The 16,734-nt window shown below is 60.1% G+C and carries 17 protein-coding genes and 1 pseudogene; 7 read left to right on the top strand and 11 right to left on the bottom strand.

The annotated features are described in order from the left end of the window. Positions 1-48: 48 nt before the first annotated feature. Positions 49-306: a hypothetical protein gene (locus AC1Q6D_RS21240; protein ID WP_103405249.1), complete on the bottom strand. Its 258-nt coding sequence runs from the start codon at positions 304-306 to the stop codon at positions 49-51. Positions 307-506: 200 nt separating this feature from the next. Between AC1Q6D_RS21240 and AC1Q6D_RS21235 the strand changes: the two genes are divergently transcribed. Then, positions 507-1,481, top strand: a complete 975-nt coding sequence (locus AC1Q6D_RS21235; protein WP_103405248.1) for a 2-hydroxyacid dehydrogenase — start codon at positions 507-509, stop codon at positions 1,479-1,481. A gap of 165 nt (positions 1,482-1,646) precedes the next feature. Next, positions 1,647-2,156: a DUF2165 domain-containing protein gene (locus AC1Q6D_RS21230; RefSeq protein WP_103405247.1), complete on the top strand. Its 510-nt coding sequence runs from the start codon at positions 1,647-1,649 to the stop codon at positions 2,154-2,156. A 25-nt stretch (positions 2,157-2,181) separates the two neighbouring features. Here the strand turns inward: AC1Q6D_RS21230 and AC1Q6D_RS21225 are convergent, their stop codons facing one another. After that, positions 2,182-3,084, bottom strand: coding sequence for a DMT family transporter (locus AC1Q6D_RS21225; RefSeq protein ID WP_103405246.1), 903 nt, complete (start codon positions 3,082-3,084; stop codon positions 2,182-2,184). Positions 3,085-3,222: 138 nt separating this feature from the next. On the opposite strand from AC1Q6D_RS21225, the gene AC1Q6D_RS21220 reads away from it, so the two are divergent. Continuing rightward, the gene (locus tag AC1Q6D_RS21220; protein ID WP_090467220.1) at positions 3,223-4,098 is read left to right on the top strand and encodes an AraC family transcriptional regulator; all 876 of its coding nucleotides are present in this window, start codon (positions 3,223-3,225) and stop codon (positions 4,096-4,098) included. Between the two features lie 117 nt (positions 4,099-4,215). On the opposite strand, the gene AC1Q6D_RS21215 is transcribed toward AC1Q6D_RS21220, so the two are convergent. Continuing rightward, the gene (locus AC1Q6D_RS21215) at positions 4,216-6,546 is read right to left on the bottom strand and encodes a TonB-dependent siderophore receptor (protein WP_256590314.1); all 2,331 of its coding nucleotides are present in this window, start codon (positions 6,544-6,546) and stop codon (positions 4,216-4,218) included. Here AC1Q6D_RS21215 and AC1Q6D_RS21210 point away from each other — a divergent pair. Then, a complete protein-coding gene (locus AC1Q6D_RS21210) occupies positions 6,488-6,802 on the top strand; it encodes a hypothetical protein (protein ID WP_256590315.1) in 315 nt (104 codons plus the stop codon). The two genes, AC1Q6D_RS21215 and AC1Q6D_RS21210, sit on opposite strands and share 59 nt — an antisense overlap. On the opposite strand, the gene AC1Q6D_RS21205 is transcribed toward AC1Q6D_RS21210, so the two are convergent. The 3 genes from AC1Q6D_RS21205 to AC1Q6D_RS21195 all read right to left on the bottom strand — a co-directional run bounded on the left by AC1Q6D_RS21205 (position 6,789) and on the right by AC1Q6D_RS21195 (position 9,046). Further along, positions 6,789-7,778, bottom strand: a complete 990-nt coding sequence (locus tag AC1Q6D_RS21205) for a FecR family protein (protein WP_103405244.1) — start codon at positions 7,776-7,778, stop codon at positions 6,789-6,791. The two genes, AC1Q6D_RS21210 and AC1Q6D_RS21205, sit on opposite strands and share 14 nt — an antisense overlap. Continuing rightward, a complete protein-coding gene (locus tag AC1Q6D_RS21200; RefSeq protein WP_103405243.1) occupies positions 7,775-8,347 on the bottom strand; it encodes an RNA polymerase sigma factor in 573 nt (190 codons plus the stop codon). Before AC1Q6D_RS21200 ends, AC1Q6D_RS21205 begins: the two co-directional genes overlap by 4 nt. Positions 8,348-8,635: 288 nt before the next feature. Further along, complete coding sequence (locus AC1Q6D_RS21195) at positions 8,636-9,046, bottom strand: HPF/RaiA family ribosome-associated protein (protein WP_103405242.1); 411 nt, start codon at positions 9,044-9,046, stop codon at positions 8,636-8,638. A 696-nt stretch (positions 9,047-9,742) separates the two neighbouring features. Here AC1Q6D_RS21195 and AC1Q6D_RS21190 point away from each other — a divergent pair. Then, on the top strand, positions 9,743-10,060 hold the full coding sequence (locus tag AC1Q6D_RS21190; protein ID WP_047537876.1) for a DUF3509 domain-containing protein: 318 nt from the start codon (positions 9,743-9,745) through the stop codon (positions 10,058-10,060). Here the strand turns inward: AC1Q6D_RS21190 and AC1Q6D_RS21185 are convergent. Continuing rightward, on the bottom strand, positions 10,057-10,557 hold the full coding sequence (locus AC1Q6D_RS21185) for a phosphate-starvation-inducible protein PsiE (protein ID WP_047537873.1): 501 nt from the start codon (positions 10,555-10,557) through the stop codon (positions 10,057-10,059). The two genes, AC1Q6D_RS21190 and AC1Q6D_RS21185, sit on opposite strands and share 4 nt — an antisense overlap. Before the next feature lie 281 nt (positions 10,558-10,838). Here AC1Q6D_RS21185 and AC1Q6D_RS21180 point away from each other — a divergent pair. Continuing rightward, positions 10,839-11,078 (top strand): annotated as a pseudogene (locus tag AC1Q6D_RS21180) (YebG family protein); the annotation flags it as partial. 185 nt (positions 11,079-11,263) lie between these two features. Here the strand turns inward: AC1Q6D_RS21180 and AC1Q6D_RS21175 are convergent. Further along, entirely contained in the window at positions 11,264-12,283 is a 1,020-nt protein-coding gene (locus AC1Q6D_RS21175) for a Glu/Leu/Phe/Val dehydrogenase family protein (protein ID WP_047537867.1), read from the bottom strand. Positions 12,284-12,466: 183 nt separating this feature from the next. Here AC1Q6D_RS21175 and AC1Q6D_RS21170 point away from each other — a divergent pair, with 183 nt between their 5' ends. Then, positions 12,467-13,270, top strand: a complete 804-nt coding sequence (locus tag AC1Q6D_RS21170; RefSeq protein WP_047537864.1) for a SirB1 family protein — start codon at positions 12,467-12,469, stop codon at positions 13,268-13,270. 57 nt (positions 13,271-13,327) lie between these two features. Here the strand turns inward: AC1Q6D_RS21170 and maiA are convergent, their stop codons facing one another. From maiA to hmgA, 3 genes are read right to left on the bottom strand one after another with little or no spacing between them, the layout of a single operon-like run. Continuing rightward, positions 13,328-13,963, bottom strand: a complete 636-nt coding sequence (gene maiA / locus AC1Q6D_RS21165; protein WP_103405240.1) for a maleylacetoacetate isomerase — start codon at positions 13,961-13,963, stop codon at positions 13,328-13,330. A 12-nt stretch (positions 13,964-13,975) separates the two neighbouring features. Further along, entirely contained in the window at positions 13,976-15,280 is a 1,305-nt protein-coding gene (gene fahA, locus AC1Q6D_RS21160) for a fumarylacetoacetase (RefSeq protein WP_103405239.1), read from the bottom strand. Between the two features lie 3 nt (positions 15,281-15,283). Further along, positions 15,284-16,588, bottom strand: a complete 1,305-nt coding sequence (hmgA, locus tag AC1Q6D_RS21155; protein WP_103405238.1) for a homogentisate 1,2-dioxygenase — start codon at positions 16,586-16,588, stop codon at positions 15,284-15,286. Positions 16,589-16,734: the final 146 nt, after the last annotated feature.

Here is a 16,734-nt window from a genome sequence, read left to right as displayed (position 1 = left end):
TTCCAATTGTGGGAGCAAAGGCAGGCCTGACACCGCAAAGCCTGGAACCTAGCGCTTGCCCATCGAACGCCGAGTCCCTGGCGGCGCCATGCCCGGCGTCTTGGTGTGGCCGTTCTTGGCGCCGTTCTTGTACCACGGCTGATTTGCGTTCTTGGCGCCAGCCAATTCTCCTGGCTTGAACGGGAACTTGAACGCCGGGATGGCGGCTTTGGTTTCGCTGTCGGCGCTGGAGTCGACGCTGTCTGGCAGCTCTGCCTGCTCGTCGCTCAAGGTGTCGGCGACCGGCGGTTGTTTCGGGGAAGTCATGAAAGCTCCGGGTGATGCGTAAAGTGTCGGGCCCGGTCAGCGAGCCACGAAAGGCGGCAGTATAGCGGAACGGCAGCTACAAGCTTCAAGCGGTGAGCTGCAAGTTAAAAAGCGACGGGTACGGCTTTTAGGCTTGCAGCTTGCCAGTTGATACTTGTAGCTTGCTAAGCATTCTCCTCCGCCCTGACGAGCCCTGCCCCATGAAAAAGACCGTCCTCGCCTTCAGCCGCGTCACGCCTGAAATGGTCGAACGCCTGCAACAAGACTTCGACGTCATCGTGCCGAATCCGAAAAATGGCGACATCAACGCCCAGTTCAATGAAGCCCTGCCCCATGCCCATGGCCTGATCGGCGTCGGCCGTAAACTCGGTCGCGCCCAACTGGAGAACGCCGCGAAACTGGAAGTGGTGTCCAGCGTTTCGGTGGGCTACGACAACTATGATGTCGCGTACCTCAGTGAGCGCGGAATCATGCTCACCAACACCCCGGACGTGCTCACAGAAAGCACCGCTGATCTGGCGTTCGCCCTGCTGATGAGCAGTGCCCGGCGCGTGGCTGAACTCGACGCCTGGACCAAGGCCGGCCAATGGCAGGCGAGCGTCGGTACGGCGTTGTTCGGTTGCGATGTGCATGGCAAGACCCTGGGTATCGTCGGCATGGGCAACATCGGCGCGGCCATCGCTCGCCGTGGGCGCTTCGGTTTCAACATGCCGATCCTCTACAGCGGTAACAGCCGCAAGACCGCGCTGGAACAAGAGCTCGGCGCACAGATGCGCAGCCTGGATGAACTGTTGGCCGAAGCCGATTTCGTCTGCCTGGTGGTACCGCTCAGCGAGAAAACCAAACACCTGATCAGCCATCGCGAACTGGCGCTGATGAAGCCGAGCGCGATTCTGGTGAACATCGCTCGCGGCCCGGTGGTCGACGAACCGGCACTGATCGAAGCCTTGCAGAACAACCGGATTCGCGGCGCCGGGCTGGACGTGTACGAAAAGGAGCCGCTGGCCGAGTCGCCACTGTTTCAGCTGAAAAACGCCGTGACGCTTCCGCACATTGGCTCGGCGACCCACGAAACCCGCGAAGCCATGGCCAATCGTGCCCTGGCAAACCTGCGCAGCGCCTTGTTGGGTGAACGCCCACAGGACCTGGTCAACCCGCAAGTCTGGAAAGGCTGAATCACCCAGGGCAGGCGCTACCGATGCCTGCCCGCACACTTTAAACCCCGCACACTCAACTTGGCGTTACATATCCTGCAATTCAGTTCACGACCAGACAAATAACCCGCCGTATAAACTCCAAACTAAAAACACACCGAAACTTAGTTCTGGAGACATTTAACCTTGAACCAAATCACAACCAACCACGTCATAAAATTCAGTAAAGCCACACTGATGTTATTCGTCAGTTTCTTCGGCTTGCTGGTGATGTACAGCAACATTACCGATTACGCCACCAACTATGAGTATCTGTCGCACATCCTGAGCATGGACACCACCCAGGCGAGTTCCAGGTACAGCGAGCGAGCGATCATCTCGCCCATGCTCCAGCATCGAATTTACTGGCTGATCATTACCCTTGAAGTCATGTACACGACCTTCTGCATCATGGGCACGTACTATCTTTACAAGAACATCAACTCCAGCAGCAAGAAATTCCACGAAGCGAAGAAGTTCGCCATTATCGGCTTATTGATTGCACTCTTTCTTTATTACCTCTGTTTCCAAGTCATTGGTGCCGAGTGGTTCAATATGGACCAATCGCAACACTGGAACTACAAAGACTGGGCCCAGCACATTGTCGACTTCATGTTGCCATCGCTGCTGTACGTGGCGATCAGGATCGAGCGTTGAAAACACACTCGCCCCTGACAAGGCTTCAAGCCAGCTTGCCATTGCCTTGAACCATCGGCGCCTTGGGCTTGCGGAACACCAGTACGTTGCCCAGCATCACCAGCACCAGCCCCACCAGGGCCGGCAAGGTCCATTGATACCCCTCGGCGAACGCAGACACGTTCAGCGCCACCACCGGGAACAACACGGTGCAATACGCAGCGCGCTCCGGCCCCATACGCCCGACCAGTGTCAGGTAAGCCGTGAAACCAATCACCGAACCCGGAATGACCAGGTACAACAGCGAACCGATGTAGCGGGCGCTCCACTCCACATCGAATGGAATGCCCTTGACCAGGCACCACACCGACAGCATCGCCGCGCCATAGGCCATGCCCCAGGCGTTGGTGGTCAGCGGCTTGAGCCCGGCCTTCTGCTGCAGGCTCGACAGCATGTTGCCCGCCGAGAAACACAGGGTGCCGCACAGCGCCAGACCCAGGCCGAGCAGGGTTTGCGGGCTGGCGGTATGGCCGACCAGTTCCGGCCAGAACAGCAGGCCCAGGCCGCACAAGCCCAGCGCGCCGCCCATCAGCACGTTGCGGGCGATTTTCTGGCCGAAGAACACCCGTGCATTGAGGGCGTTCCACAGTGTCGCGGTGGAAAACACCACGGCGACCAGACCGCTCGGAATCCACTGGCTGGCCGTCAGGAAACACATGAAGTTGACGCAGAACAGGCACAGCCCTTGCGCCAGGCAAATCAAATGCCCACGACGGTTCATCACCTGTAACCGCCGACTGAGCAGCAACATCACAAACAGCACCAATGCGGCGAGGCCGAAGCGATAAACGATCGACACGGGAATCGCCACCACGCCCAACTGCCATTTCAAGGCAATCCAGGTGGTGCCCCAGATCAGCACGGTCAACAAATACAACGAAAGATTCATGACAAAGGCTCCTCGGTAGGTGCCCAGTGTCCTGCGTCGCACCATGGCGCACTTGCATAAACTTGCGCTTTTGTCGCGCCACTGGCTGGCAGGCGCACGCCTACGGAGTAGGATGCAAGGCGTTGGAGAGAACTGATCATGCCCGCACTGGAAACCCTGCAAGTCTTTCAAGCCCTCAACCGCTCGCCCAATGCTCGCCTCGAGCACAGCGCCGAGCTCGGTGACGGCATGGCGGCAGCCTTGTGGAGCAACCATCACGACGCCCAGGATTACGAAGCGCCGAGCCACCACACTTTGTCCTGCTACATCGCCGGCGGCACCGGCACCTTTCGCCGCGATCAGCCCGGCACCAAGGGCGGCCCGGACAAGCTGTGCATCCTGCCGGCCGATCATCAGTCAGGCTGGGTGATCAACGGCGACATTCGTCTGGCCCACCTCTATTTCAGCCCGGAACAATTCGCCCTCGGCTGCGTCACGCTGCTGGACCGCGAGCCCCGTGAAGTGCAGTTGCGCGAAGGCACATTCCTCGACGACCCGCTGCAAGCGCGGCGCTTTCGACAGATGATCGGCCTCAATTGGGATGAACCCGGCGAACGCCTGCTCACCAGCAGCCTGGCCCACGAAATGCTCAGCCATGCCTTGCTCAGTCAGGTCGGCCTGCGCGACGGACTACGACTCAAGGGCGGGTTGGCGGCACATCAGCGGCGACAGTTGGTGGAATACATCGACAGCCAGTTGGGCGAAGCCATCAGCCTGGGACAACTGGCAGCGCTGTGCGCGCTGTCGGAATACCACTTTGCGCGGATGTTCCGCGAAAGCTTCGGCCTGCCGCCGCATCAGTACGTGCTGGCAAGGCGACTGGGCCGGGCGCGGGAGTTGTTGCGCTCGACATCGCAGCCGCTGGGGGACATCGCGCTGGCCTGCGGATTTGCCAGTGCCAGTCACTTCACCAATCGCTTTCGCCAGGTCTCGGGGGGGACGCCGGGCGAATATCGGCAGGCGTTTTTGCGCTAGGTTCGGGATATCAAGCGGCTGTCAGACCGCCATCGCGAGCAGGCTCGCTCCCACAAGGGAATGAATTCCAATTGTGGGAGCGAGCCTGCTCGCGATCAACGATGACGCGGTCTTGCGTTAGAACTCCAACGTACTCGACAACGTCACCTGCCGCGAATCACCCATCGACACAAAGAACCGGCTCGCCGCCGAGGTGTAGTAAGTACGGTCAAACAGGTTCTTCACGTTGAGCTGGAACTTGACCTTTTGCCCATCAAGCTGCGTGTCGTAGGTGGCGAATGCGTCGGCAACGGTGTAGCCCGGCAGATCGAAATCGTTCGCCGCGTTACCCGCCCGCTCGCCGACATAACGCGCTCCCGCACCGACCCGTAGCTGATCGCCACCGATAACGCGGCCGAAGTCGTACACCGCCGACAGCGAACCGCTGTTGCGGGCCACGTTTTGCAGTTTCTTGCCCTTGTAGTCCGGGTCTTCGGTCACTTCAGCATCGGTGTAGGCGTAACTGCCGATCATGCTCCAGCGGTCGCTCAGTTGACCGCTCAGGTCCAATTCAAGACCGCGGGAGCGCACTTCGCCGGCGGCGCTGTAAATCGTGACCGGGCCTTCGGAATTGGCCACCAACACGTTGCGTTTATTGATATCGAACAGGGCGATGTTGCCCGTGACCCGCCCCGGCATATCGAGCTTGGCACCGATCTCCCAGGACTTGGCTTCTTCCGGTGCAATGCTGCCATCGAGCACGGTACTGCTGCCGCTCAGGGGGGCGATGGTCGAGTTGGGTTTGAAGGATTCGGTGTAGCTGCCGTAGAACGACAGCTCATCGGTGTAGCGATAGACGAGGCCGGCGCGCGGCACCCATTTCTGGCCGTTGTTGTCGGTGTTGGCCTTGAATGGCACACCTTTGCCGGCGTACTGGTCGTACGCCTGAAAACGCCCGCCCGCTACAAAAATCCACTGGTCGGTGAGGTGAATCGAGTCCTGCACAAACACCGAATCGCTGCGCAGCAAATCGGTCTGGGCACTGTCCGCCGGGCTGACTGTGGTGCCCTGGACTTCACGGCCGTAGACCGGGTTGAGGTAGCTGAACGTGCTCAGGCTTTTCTGGCGGATCAGGTCGGCGCGGTAGATCTTGCGGTACTCGTCATCGATCCCGAACACCAAGTCATGCTGCATGCCCGCGACATAGACCTTGCCTTCAAGGCTGGCCGTGGCGAACCGGTCGGTGCTGATCGCATTCTGCGTGCCGTCCATACTGCGGGTCAGGGTGCCCTTGGAGGTGTCGATGGCGGTGACACGGACTTGGCTGGCGTCGTAGGTTTCGCGGTTCCAGCTGTAGCCGAAGTGGGCGTTCCAATTGTCGTTGAGTTCGTGATCGGCCTCGAAGTGATAGAGATCCGAACGCCCTTCCATGTCGTTGAACGGCTCGTCGAGGCGCTCATTGCGAGAGATGTCCAAGGGGTGGTTAGTGCGCGGATCGATCACGGTGCCACGGTCAAACGGGGTGAGGAATTCGCGATGCTCATAGGCGAAGAGCAGCTTGGTGCGCTCGCCGAACCAGGCCAGCGACGGCGCCACCAGAGTCTCGCGATGTACACCGTAGTTGCGCCAGTAATCTTCGTCTTCGTGGTCCAGCACCATGCGATAGGCCAGCCCGGAGGTGCCCAGGGCGCCGGTGCTGTCGAAGCTGCCGCCACTGCCGTTTTTTCCTTCACCGTAAGTCGAGCCGCGCAGGGTCAGGGCGTTGTACTGCTCAAGTTCTGGCTTTTTGCTGACCATGTTCACCACACCGCCCGGGTCCTGAATCCCGTAGAGCAACGAAGCCGGCCCCTTGAGCACTTCAACCCGGTCCACCGTGGCGTTCATGCCTCGGCCCTGCACCAGGGGCATGCCGTCGCGCATGATCGAGCCGTTGCGGTTGTCGCCGAAGCCGCGGGTCATGACTGAATCCTGAGTGCTGCCCAGCGTATTGCCCTGGGTAATGCCGCTGACGTTGGCCAGCGCGTCATCCAGATTACGCGGTGCCTGATCGCGAATGACCTGGGCCGCCACCACGTTGATGGTCTGCGGGATCTCCTGAATCGGCGCCGAACTGCGCATGATCGAACTGGTGGGCGGCGGCTGGTAGCTGGTGGATTGATCCATCACCGAAGTGATGGTGGTTGCCCCCAGGTTCAAGGCGCCTTCGGTGGGCTGCGGTTCCAGTGCGAGGGTGTGATCGTCGGTGCGACGGAAGGTGAGGCCTGAACCGCTGAGTAAACGCTGCAGCGCCTGTTCGGCACTCATCTGGCCGTTGATGGCCGGCGCGTTGAGGCCGTAGGGCGCTTCATCGGTGTAGATCACACTGATGCCAGTGACGCGGCTGAAGTCGCTCAGGGCCTGGGGCAGCGGTTTGGCGGCCATCGAAAAACTGAAGGGCGCGCGTTGCGGGGCACGGGTGTCTGCAGCCATTGCCACACTCAGCGGCAACAACGCCAACGCCGAAAAGCTCAACGCAGCAACACCCCACCATTGTTTGACCGAACCCGATTTTGCCCTGGACTTCATGACTCGTGACCTGTGTAGAACCGCAATGGATGCGAATGAATCGCAGTTTCAGTCACTACACGAATGGCGTTCGGATTTACCTCAGCACAAAGTTGAAAAAAATTTAATCGAGGGTGATTGGCAGACCAGCGATGGCGCCATAAGGGTCAACGCAAAATAATCAAATGCCCCAGAAGCTGGTGTTGCTCAAATCCCAGTACTGCCTGCAACGAACTCAGCACCGACTGCGGGTCGTTGCTCGGGAAGCTGCCACTGACCCGACGTTTCGCCAGTTCATCGTTGAGCAACACGATCCGTCCCGGGTAATAGCGCTCCAGGTCCTGGACCACATCGGCCAGTGTCGCTTTGTAGTAATTGAGCCACCCCTGACGCCACGCCAACTGCGCTTCGCTGTCCACCGCGTGGAGTTTTTCCGCCAGGCCTTTGCCATATGCCACTTGCTGACCGGCCGTCAGGACCTGCTGCCCGGCGCTCCTGTCCGCCGTCACGCCGACCCGCCCGGACAACACCGTGACCTTCGCCCCATGGGGTTGCAGGCGCACCTCGAACTGCGTACCCAACACTTGGGCGCGGCCCCTTTCGGCCTCCACCACAAACGGCTCGCCGGTGTGGGTCACGTTGAAAAAACCGGCCCCTCGTCGCACCTGCACATGCCGCTCGCCGCGACTGAAATCCACGGCGATGGCGCTGTCGGCATCGAGGGTGACTTGCGACTGATCGGCCAGGGTGACGGTGCGGATTTCCCCCGGTGCCGACACATAATCGGCCCCCAGGTCATCGACCCAGCGCGAGGGCTGCCAACCCGTACCGAGGCTGATCATCAACAGCAGACACGCCGCCATGGCCAACGCCCCGGACCAACGCACAACGCTGCGGCGGCGCGAGCGGTTCATGGCGTCGAGATAACCTTGCAGGGCCGATGCATCCTCATCCGCCATCGTCCGCGCCGGCACTTCGCTCAGTTCCCAGACAACCTGAGCACGGGCATAGGCCTCGGCATGGGCCGGGTCGGCCTGCAACCACTGGCTGAACGTCGCCTGATCACCGCTGCTGGGCTGGTCGTGCAACAGACTCAGCCAGGCCAGTGCCGCCTGTTCCTGTGCTGGCGTCGGGATGACGGGTTCAATGGTATTCACTTCGCTTTCCCTGGCGTGCGAGGTTCGGGTTCCCGCAGGCTGGCCTTGCAGGCCTCGAGCGCGCGCATCATGTGTTTTTCCACGGCACTTTGGGACAGTCCCATGGCCTTGGCGATCTCGGCATATTTGCGGCCGTGGATACGATTGAGCAGAAAGATCTGCCGCGTGCGTTCGGGCAATGCGCGCAACGCCGCCTCGACATGTCGCAGATCGTTGCCCGCCTCCAGTGCCGCTTGCGGTTCGCTGCCCACGTCATCCACCGGTTCGACCATCAGACCTTCGCTGGCCCGCACCCGCGAGCCCTCACTACGCAAATGGTCGATGGCGATGTTTCCCGCGCAACGCAACAGGTAGGTGCCGAGCTCTTCGACCTGCACCAGCGGCCGTCGCCAGAAACGCAGGAACAAGTCCTGAACCAGGTCCGCCGCCGTCGCCCGGCAGCCGACGCGACGACTGACCAGCGCTTCCATTTGCGAACGTTGCGAGAGGAACACCTGAAGAAAATGTGCACGGTCGCCGTGCAGGTCATCGCGCTGGATTTCGCGGGGTTCGGGAGGACGAGTGATCATCGAATCAGTACTGCGCCATTGCGGTCATCAGCCTGGCCAGCAGCACCGCACTGAGCATCAACGGTAAAACGAGGGAACGTGCCGAGGGTGCCTTTCATGTCGCGACCTGGAAACCGATGAAGCCGCGTGAACATCACGGGCCAACAAGGCCGCCAATACTAATGATAAATATTCTCATGCGCAAAAAATAAAAGATGAAACAGCGTTCCAACGCCAACGACGCTGAAAACAAAACGGGCCTGCAATGCAGGCCCGTTCGAGTGGGTGGTTTTAAAAGTGAATCAGGTTTCAGCCGTTTTGTGCAGCCTGCTCGTTTTCAAGAAACTCTTCTTCCAGCAGCTCGTCGGCGTGAGCCTCGCGCTCGAACGGCACCACAGTGGCTCGTGGTTTGCCGCGCAATTTGCCGAACAGGTGTTCCAGTGCGTGCTCGAGTTTCTCGGCGGCTCCGTCAATCGCCAGTTCCAGGCTGGCGGCTTTATGGGTAACGGAAATCGGTTGGTGGCCTTTTGGACGCGCTTCCAGTTGGCAGCGTAGATCGTGGGGACCAGGCTTGTCGCCGTTCTCGTCCCGCAGGTGAACCTCCACTCGGGTCAGGTCCTCCTCATAACGTTCGAGCGTGCTCTCAATGGTAGTACGTACCCACTCCTCCAGTCGGATGCTGCTTTGAATATGGTTATCGCTATTGACTTGGATTTGCATAGTTCATCCCTTATTTCAGCTAGCTCGCGAGAGGCCGGTCAGCTAAGCCCTTGGGCGTCATCACCGTGACCTCTTGATTTACACAATCGGTCTGTACGCTGAACAATTCAACCCCTAAAAAAAGATAAATTTTTAATAGCAAAAAAAGCCGGACAACCGGCAACAGCGCTGTTAAGGTCGGGAGTTGAGTCGCCCTGCTCCTCCGTCACAAATCCTCACATTTGCTGGTCCGCAGCGGATGCTGGCCGCGAAAAATCCCCCCTTTCTCCTTCAGCGCCCACGTCGGCAATCGCCACACATCCGTGCCTTCGAGGCCGGTAGAGTGCTGATCGCTTTGGAGGCACGCCCAGGTTTATTGCCCTCAAATGGGCAGGCGGGCACACATGAGCAGCAGATATCCCTGTAGGCCCGGGCTTGCGGGTGAAGGCAATTGATCCGGCGACACCGTGCCAATCGTTACTGTGCTGTCGCCGGCAAGCCAGCGCCTGAAGGGGTTACCTGGCGCGCATTCGCTGTAGAGCCCCTCGGCTTTCCACAGCCATGATTGTCCGACAATCTTTCCGGCATGCCCCTTGCTACATCCCTGTTGCAAGCATTGATGGCGATTTGGCCATGAAGGCCGATGGTCCGGTGTTGCGAACTAATCCCGATATCGACCGGTCAACAACTGCACGTTCAAACAGGCGGTGACGCATCATGGACAACCCTTTCCAGCTCATTACCGATGCATTTGCAGCGGATTATCAGATCAACCTGAGCATTCAGGGTCTCGATGGCTGCATCATGCTGACCCTGTCCAATAGCGGCCATATAGTGGCCAAACGCATGATCAGTGCTGACCAGCGCAACGACCCCGAGCGCCTCAAACGCCTGGTACAAAGCATTCAGTTCGGCATTGCCATCGAACAGGGCCACAGCGCCGTGGCCATTCTCGAAGCCATGACCGATGGCGACACGCGCAACCTGCCGCCGCCACCTGCCAAAGGCCGGCCTCGACCCGCCATGGGGTTTTAAAGCTCGCCCTTCTCCACTTCCGGATGCTCACTGGAACCCGCGCCTGTCTTGCGGTGCGGGTTTTCAATTTTCACCGATGGGAACTGCGACGAAGCGTAACGCACCACCAGAATCGAAAACGCCAGCAGCAGAATCCCGCCACACAGGTAGATGATCCCGATGTCCGGCGGGTTGTGGTGCGAGACATTGGAAATCAGCAACCGAGTCAGCGCCGTGATCGCCACGTAGATCAGGAAACGCACCGGCATGTGGTTGGTCTTGAAATAAATCCCGACCATCGCCCCCAACTCCAGATAGATGAACAGCAGCAAGATGTCATCGATCTTGATGTGCCCCTGCTCGATCATTCCCAGAAACTCCATCACCGCTGCCCACGCGGTCACCGCACCAATGGCGAACAGCGCCAGATAGTGAAAGGTTTCGACGAACAGGTTGCCCAGGGACTCGGCCAGTTCATGCACGTTCTGCCGCAGGTTTTCTGCCCAGTTGATTTTCACGATGATGCTTCCTTAGGTCGGCTCGACCGGATAATGCGGGTTGGACATGACGATTGTTCTGCATGCAGAAACAAGGCCACGCCATGATGGCGGGGCGCTCTGGAACGCGCTCCGTGACGTTTGGTCGCACCCACCTGCCATCAACGAGCCTGACAAACCCTGTTTTCGGTCTAGATTAAAAAGCCACTACCCAAACCCCGGGGTTTCGCTTATCCTTTTCGCTGTATATAGATACAGTAGTCGAATCAGACAACCAAATGTGAAGGCATGTGAGGTGGTGAATGGCCGTCGAAGTGGTATACCGCAGCAGCCGAGATCTGGAGCGCTTGTTCATGGATAAAGCCGAAGCTGACCGTCATGACAAAATGCTCGAACTGGCCGAGTTGTTGGCAGAAGTGTTGCAAAAAGCCGTTCCGTCGCTGACCGAGCAGCAAGTGGAAGAAGCCGGGATCTACATGGCGAAGAACCGCGATGTGTTCGCCAAGGCGTTCAAGAGCCAGCCGGATGCGTTGTCCGAATTGCTCAGCGCACCTGTCGAAGTCGCGGAACCGGTTGAAGTGGCGACGCCCGTCGAGGAGCCAGTGGCCGAGCCTATCGTCCCGGCGAAACCCGCCAAGGCCGCCAAAGCAGCAAAGTAAGCAACACCCGAATTGAACAGGCCCTGAGTCCGATGGAGTCAGGGCCTTTTTCATACCGGGAAATCCACTCAGCGATACAAGACTTTCTCCGCCAATTCATCCGCCACCCGGGCCGGCGAACGCTTTTCCGCCTGGGCGTGGGCGAAGACTTCCGTCAGCCGAGAGCTGATTTTTGACAGGTGGGCCGTGATGGTCGACAACTCCTCGCCACGGTGTTTGAGCGAGACGTAGATCAAGCCGCCGGCATTGATCACATAATCCGGTGCATACAGAATGCCCCGCCGCTCCAACTGATCGGCGACATCCAGATGAGTCAGCTGATTATTCGCCGAACCGGCCACTGCCGAGCAGCGCAGCTGCGTCACGCTGTGACTGCTGAGCACGCCACCCAGGCCGCAGGGAGCAAGTATGTCGCAAGGGGTGCTGAGCAATGCATCGTTGGCAATCGGGTGTGCACCGAGTTGCTCCATGGCCAGTTGCACCTTGCCGTGGTCGATGTCGCTGACCAGCAGCTCGGCACCCGCGGCGTGCAGTTGTTCTGCCAGCGCAAACCCGACATTGCCCAGGCCTTGAATCGCCACGCGTAAACCTTCGAGATTGTCGCTGCCCAGTCGCGCCATCGCGGTGCTGCGAATGCCGGTAAAAACGCCCATCGCCGCATGGGGCGCAGGGTCGCCCGCCGAGGTGGTACTGGTGACATGTTGGGTCTGCTGGGCGATGCAATCCATGTCCGCTACCGACGTGCCGCTGTCGATGGCAGTGATGTAGCGGCCGTCGAGCTGCTCGATGCAGCGCCCGAAGGCCTCGAACAGCGCCGCACGGTTGGCCACATGGACCGGCCGAATGATCACCGCCACGCCACCGCCCTGGGCCAGGCCGGCCAACGCGGCCTTGTAGCTCATGCCCTGGGCCAGGCGCACCGCATCCTCGATCGCAGATTCGTCGTTGGGGTAGGCAAGGTAACGACAACCACCCAGGGCGGGCCCCAGTCGGCTGTTATGAATGGCAATGACCGCCTTCAACCCGGTGACCGGGTCGACGCTCAGGTGCAGCGATTCAAGGCGAGTGCTTTGCATGAGAGCGAACATCGTAAGGCTCCCGAATCACTTCTTGTAGTCGCCAGTATAGGCTTGCGCCCAAAAATTGCAGAAGCGCACCGGAATAAGCGCAGGCTTGATGCAAGCATTCGGAAATAACCTGAATCAGCCTCTGCATGACACTGGACGAATGCTGGCGACGGGGCTAAAACGAGGCATTGTCCGGAGATTCTGATGACACCGCGCCAATCGTTTTTCGCCTGTCTGCAACGTTCACCGCCCGCGCTGTTCGAGGCAGCGCTATGGATTGCGGCCGAACATGACAACGAGGTCAATCCCGAGGCGTTGCTCAAGGAATTCCATGAGCTTCAACAGCGCGCGAGTTCCGGCTTGCCGATGCTGCCGGTCAACGAACTGGCGCAACCCTTGTTACGCCGAATGAATGACCTGGGTTTCGCCCAGGACGACTTCAGCCCATTGCGCCCACAGGTGGCCTTGCTTAACAAGGTGCTGGAGTTGCGTCGCGGGCAACCACTTTCCCTGGGGCTGATTGCCCTGGAGCTGGCCAGGGGTCTGGAGATCCCCTTGGTCGGAGTTAACTTTCCGGGGCATTTCCTGCTGCGCGTACCGGGGGCCGATCACTTGCTCGACCCGTGCGGCGGCCGTCGGCTATACCCCAACGATTGCCGGGAGTTGCTGCAACGCCAGTACGGCCCGAACATGAAACTCAGCGCCGAGCACCTGGTCACCGCCGATCCCGTGCAGATGCTGCAACGCCTCTCGCGCAATCTGCGTCAACTGCACCTTTCCCACGACGATTACATCGGCGCCTTGATCGACGCCGAACGCGTGCTGGAACTGGGCAATGGCAATGCCGCCGACTATCTGGCCCGGGCCAGTCTCTACCAACGGCTGGACTGCCCGAACGCCGAGCGCTTCGACCTTGAGCATGCGCTGTTGCTCAGCGACGACCCGATCCAGCGGATTCGCCTCACTGAACGGCTGGGGCATTTGCCGCCCAATTCCGTCGTCCATTGATCGCATTACGCTGTGGAAACGGGATTGCCCGCTCCCACAGGGGATTTGTGTCGGGATTCAAGGTGTATCTGGCTGATTCGCCGGATGCGCCTTGATGAATGCTGGATGTGTCGCCGCCAGCGCCGCCACACGACGGATGCGCGGATAAGCTTCAAGCGGAATATTGAAGCGCTCGGCCGCATACAGTTGCGGGATCAGGTAGACGTCGGCCAGACCTGCCTCAGGACCGAAGCAGTAACCCTCGTCACCGATCAACTGCTCCACGGTCGCCAGCCCCTGGCTGATCCAGTGCCCGATCCACTCCATCACCTGCGGTTCATCGTGGCCCAACTGGCGCAGCCTGTTGAGCACGCTGACATTGTGCAGCGGATGCACATCGCAACCGATCACCGCCGCCACACCACGCTCACGGGCGCGGGCCGCGAGGTCTTTCGACAGCAGCGGCGCCTGTGGATAACGCTCTTCCAGGTACTCGATGATCGCCGGTGACTGGATCAGCAGTTCACCTTCCTCGGTGCGTAAGGCCGGCACGCGGCCCTGCGGGTTGATCGCCAGATACGCCGGCTGGCGGTGCTCGCCACCCGGCGGCGCGATCAGGTTGACCGGCAGCGCCTGGTAATCCAGGCCTTTGAGCGCCAATGCAATGCGCACCCGATAGGACGAGGTCGAACGGTAATAGGTGTAGAGCTGCATGACCCGTTCCCCTTAGCGTGCCGGCAACACTTTGCCACGGCATTCGCCGAAACCGATGGACGCAAAACCTTCACGGCTGCAACGGCCACGCAGGATGATTTCATCGCCGTCTTCAAGGAATTTGCGCACTTCGCCCGATGCCAGTTCGATCGGCTTTTTACCGCCCTCGGTGATTTCCAGCAGGCTGCCGAACTGACCGTTTTCCGGCCCGGACAGGGTGCCCGATCCGAACAGGTCGCCGGCCTGCAACTGGCAGCCGTTGACGCTGTGGTGCGCGACCATTTGCGCCACGGTCCAGTACATGTGTTTGGTGTTGCTGAGGGTCAGGCGATGGGCTGGCAGGTTCTGCTCGCGCATGGCTTCGGTCAGCAGCAGCACCTCCAGTTCGATGTCGAAGCCGCCAGCCGCCTGATCACGCTTGTCGAACAGGTACGGCAGCGGCTGTGGATCGCCTTCCGGGCGCGCGGGCTGGGCACGTCGGAACGGCTCCAGCGCTTCGGCGGTGACGACCCACGGCGAGATGCTGGTGATGAAGCTCTTCGACAGGAACGGCCCCAGCGGCTGGTATTCCCAGGCCTGGATATCCCGTGCCGACCAGTCGTTGAGCAAGCAGAAACCAGCAATGTGATCGGCGGCGTCACCAATGGCGATGGCGTCGCCCATCTCGTTGCCCTGGCCGATCCAGATGCCCAGTTCCAGTTCGTAGTCCAGGCGTGCGCACGGACCGAAAGTCGGTTCGCTCTGACCGGCCGGCAAGGTCTGGCCTTTCGGGCGACGAACGTCAGTGCCGGAGGGGCGAATGGTCGAGGCGCGGCCGTGGTATCCGATCGGTACGTACTTGTAGTTCGGCAGCAACGGGTTGTCCGGGCGGAACAGTTTGCCGACGTTCTGCGCGTGTTCGATACCGACGTAGAAGTCAGTGTAGTCGTTGATTTTCGCCGGCAGGTGCATCACGCAATCCGCCGCCAGCGGCAGGAGTTTTGCGCCCTGGGCTTCGATCTTGCCACGCAGGCTGCTGCCTTCTTCGAGCAACTCGATCAAACGCTGACGCAAGGCCACGCGGGCTTCACGACCGAGTTCGAAGAACGCATTCAACTGACCGCCAAGCGTGGCTTCGACGGCGGCTTTTGCTGCGCCATCGAACAGGCCGGCAGCGAGTGCGGCCTCCAGATCGACAATATGCTCACCGATGGCCACGCCACTGCGCGGCGCCGAACCGTTCACGCTGAACACGCCCAGCGGCAGGTTTTGCAGCGGGAAATCCGTATGACCGTTGGCGGAAGCAACCCAACTGCGGGGGAAGGAAGTCTGCGTCATGGGTTATCTCCGTGTCGGGTCGAAAGTGGCGGGCAGTGTGGCCCAGCAGGCATCGTAGTTGGTTTGCAGTTGCGGGCAATCGAGGGCGAACCGGCTCGGGCGCAGCACCTGGCTGGTCTCGAACATAAAGGCCATGGTGTTGTCGATTTTCACCGGCTTGAGGTCAGCATTGATGGCTTTGGTACAGGTTTCGCCATCCGGGCCGTGGGCGCTCATGCAGCTGTGCAAGGACGCACCGCCAGGCACGAAGCCTTCAGCCTTGGCGTCGTACTCGCCTTTGATCAGGCCCATGAATTCGTTCATCAGATTGCGGTGGAACCACGGTGGACGGAAGGTGTTTTCGGCCACCATCCAGCGTGGTGGAAAGATCACGAAGTCGAGATTGGCCAGGCCGTGGACGCTGGTCGGCGAGGTCAACACGGTGAAAATCGACGGGTCCGGATGATCGAAGCTGACGGTGCCGATGGTGTTGAACCGCCGCAGGTCATATTTGTACGGCACGTTATTGCCGTGCCAGGCGACCACGTTCAGCGGCGAATGATCGAGCTCGCAGCCCCATAGCTGACCGAGGAATTTCTGCACCAGCGTGGTGGGCTGCTTGAGGTTTTCGTAATGGGCTACCGGGGTCAGGAAGTCCCGCGGGTTGGCCAGGCCATTGCTGCCGATCGGCCCCAGATCCGGCAGGCGAAGCGGCGCACCATGGTTCTCGGCGATGTAGCCGCGGGCTTGCGGGTCAAGCAATTCGATGCGGAATTTCAAGCCGCGCGGCAGCACGGCGATTTCCAGCGGCTCCAGTTCCAGCACGCCCAGTTCAGTGGCGATGCGCAGACGGCCCTGCTCCGGCACCAGCAGCCATTCGCCGTCGGCGTTGAAGAACACACGCTCCATGGAGCGGTTGGCGCGGTAGCTGTAGATGCTGATCCCGGCCGGGTTTTCGGCGCTGGAGTTGGCCGCCATGCTCACCAGCCCGTCAATGAAGTCGGTCGGTTCAGCGGGAATATCCAGTGGGTTCCAGCGCAGTCGATTGGGGGTCACTTCACCCAGTGGACCACCGGCCAGCTGCCGCTCGAGTTTGACGAATGCCGGGTGATTGGCCGATGGCTGGATGCGGTACATCCATGTACGCCGGGCCTCGCTGCGGACCATGGTGAACGCGGTGCCGGAGAATAGCTCGGTATAGAGGCCGTACGGAGCTTTTTGCGGAGCGTTCTGGCCGACCGGCAGCGCACCGGGCAGTGCCTCACTGCTGAATTCGTTGCCGAAGCCTGACTGGTAAACCAGCGCTGGCGCCGTTGAATCGAGGTTCATGGAGCCTCCTGAACAGGGAGTGGGCAGTGGCCTGTCACTCCGTTGCAGAGGTCTGGGCACGCCGGGGTTATTTTTATCGTAATTCAATTACGCATAACGTAATTTGATTGGTATTGACCGTCAAGCTATAAAGACGCCCATTCGTC

It is taken from the genome of Pseudomonas sp. MT92, assembly GCF_058792515.1.
The sequence above is the reverse complement of the archived record's forward strand: the minus strand, read 5'-3'. Positions and strand labels throughout refer to the sequence as shown.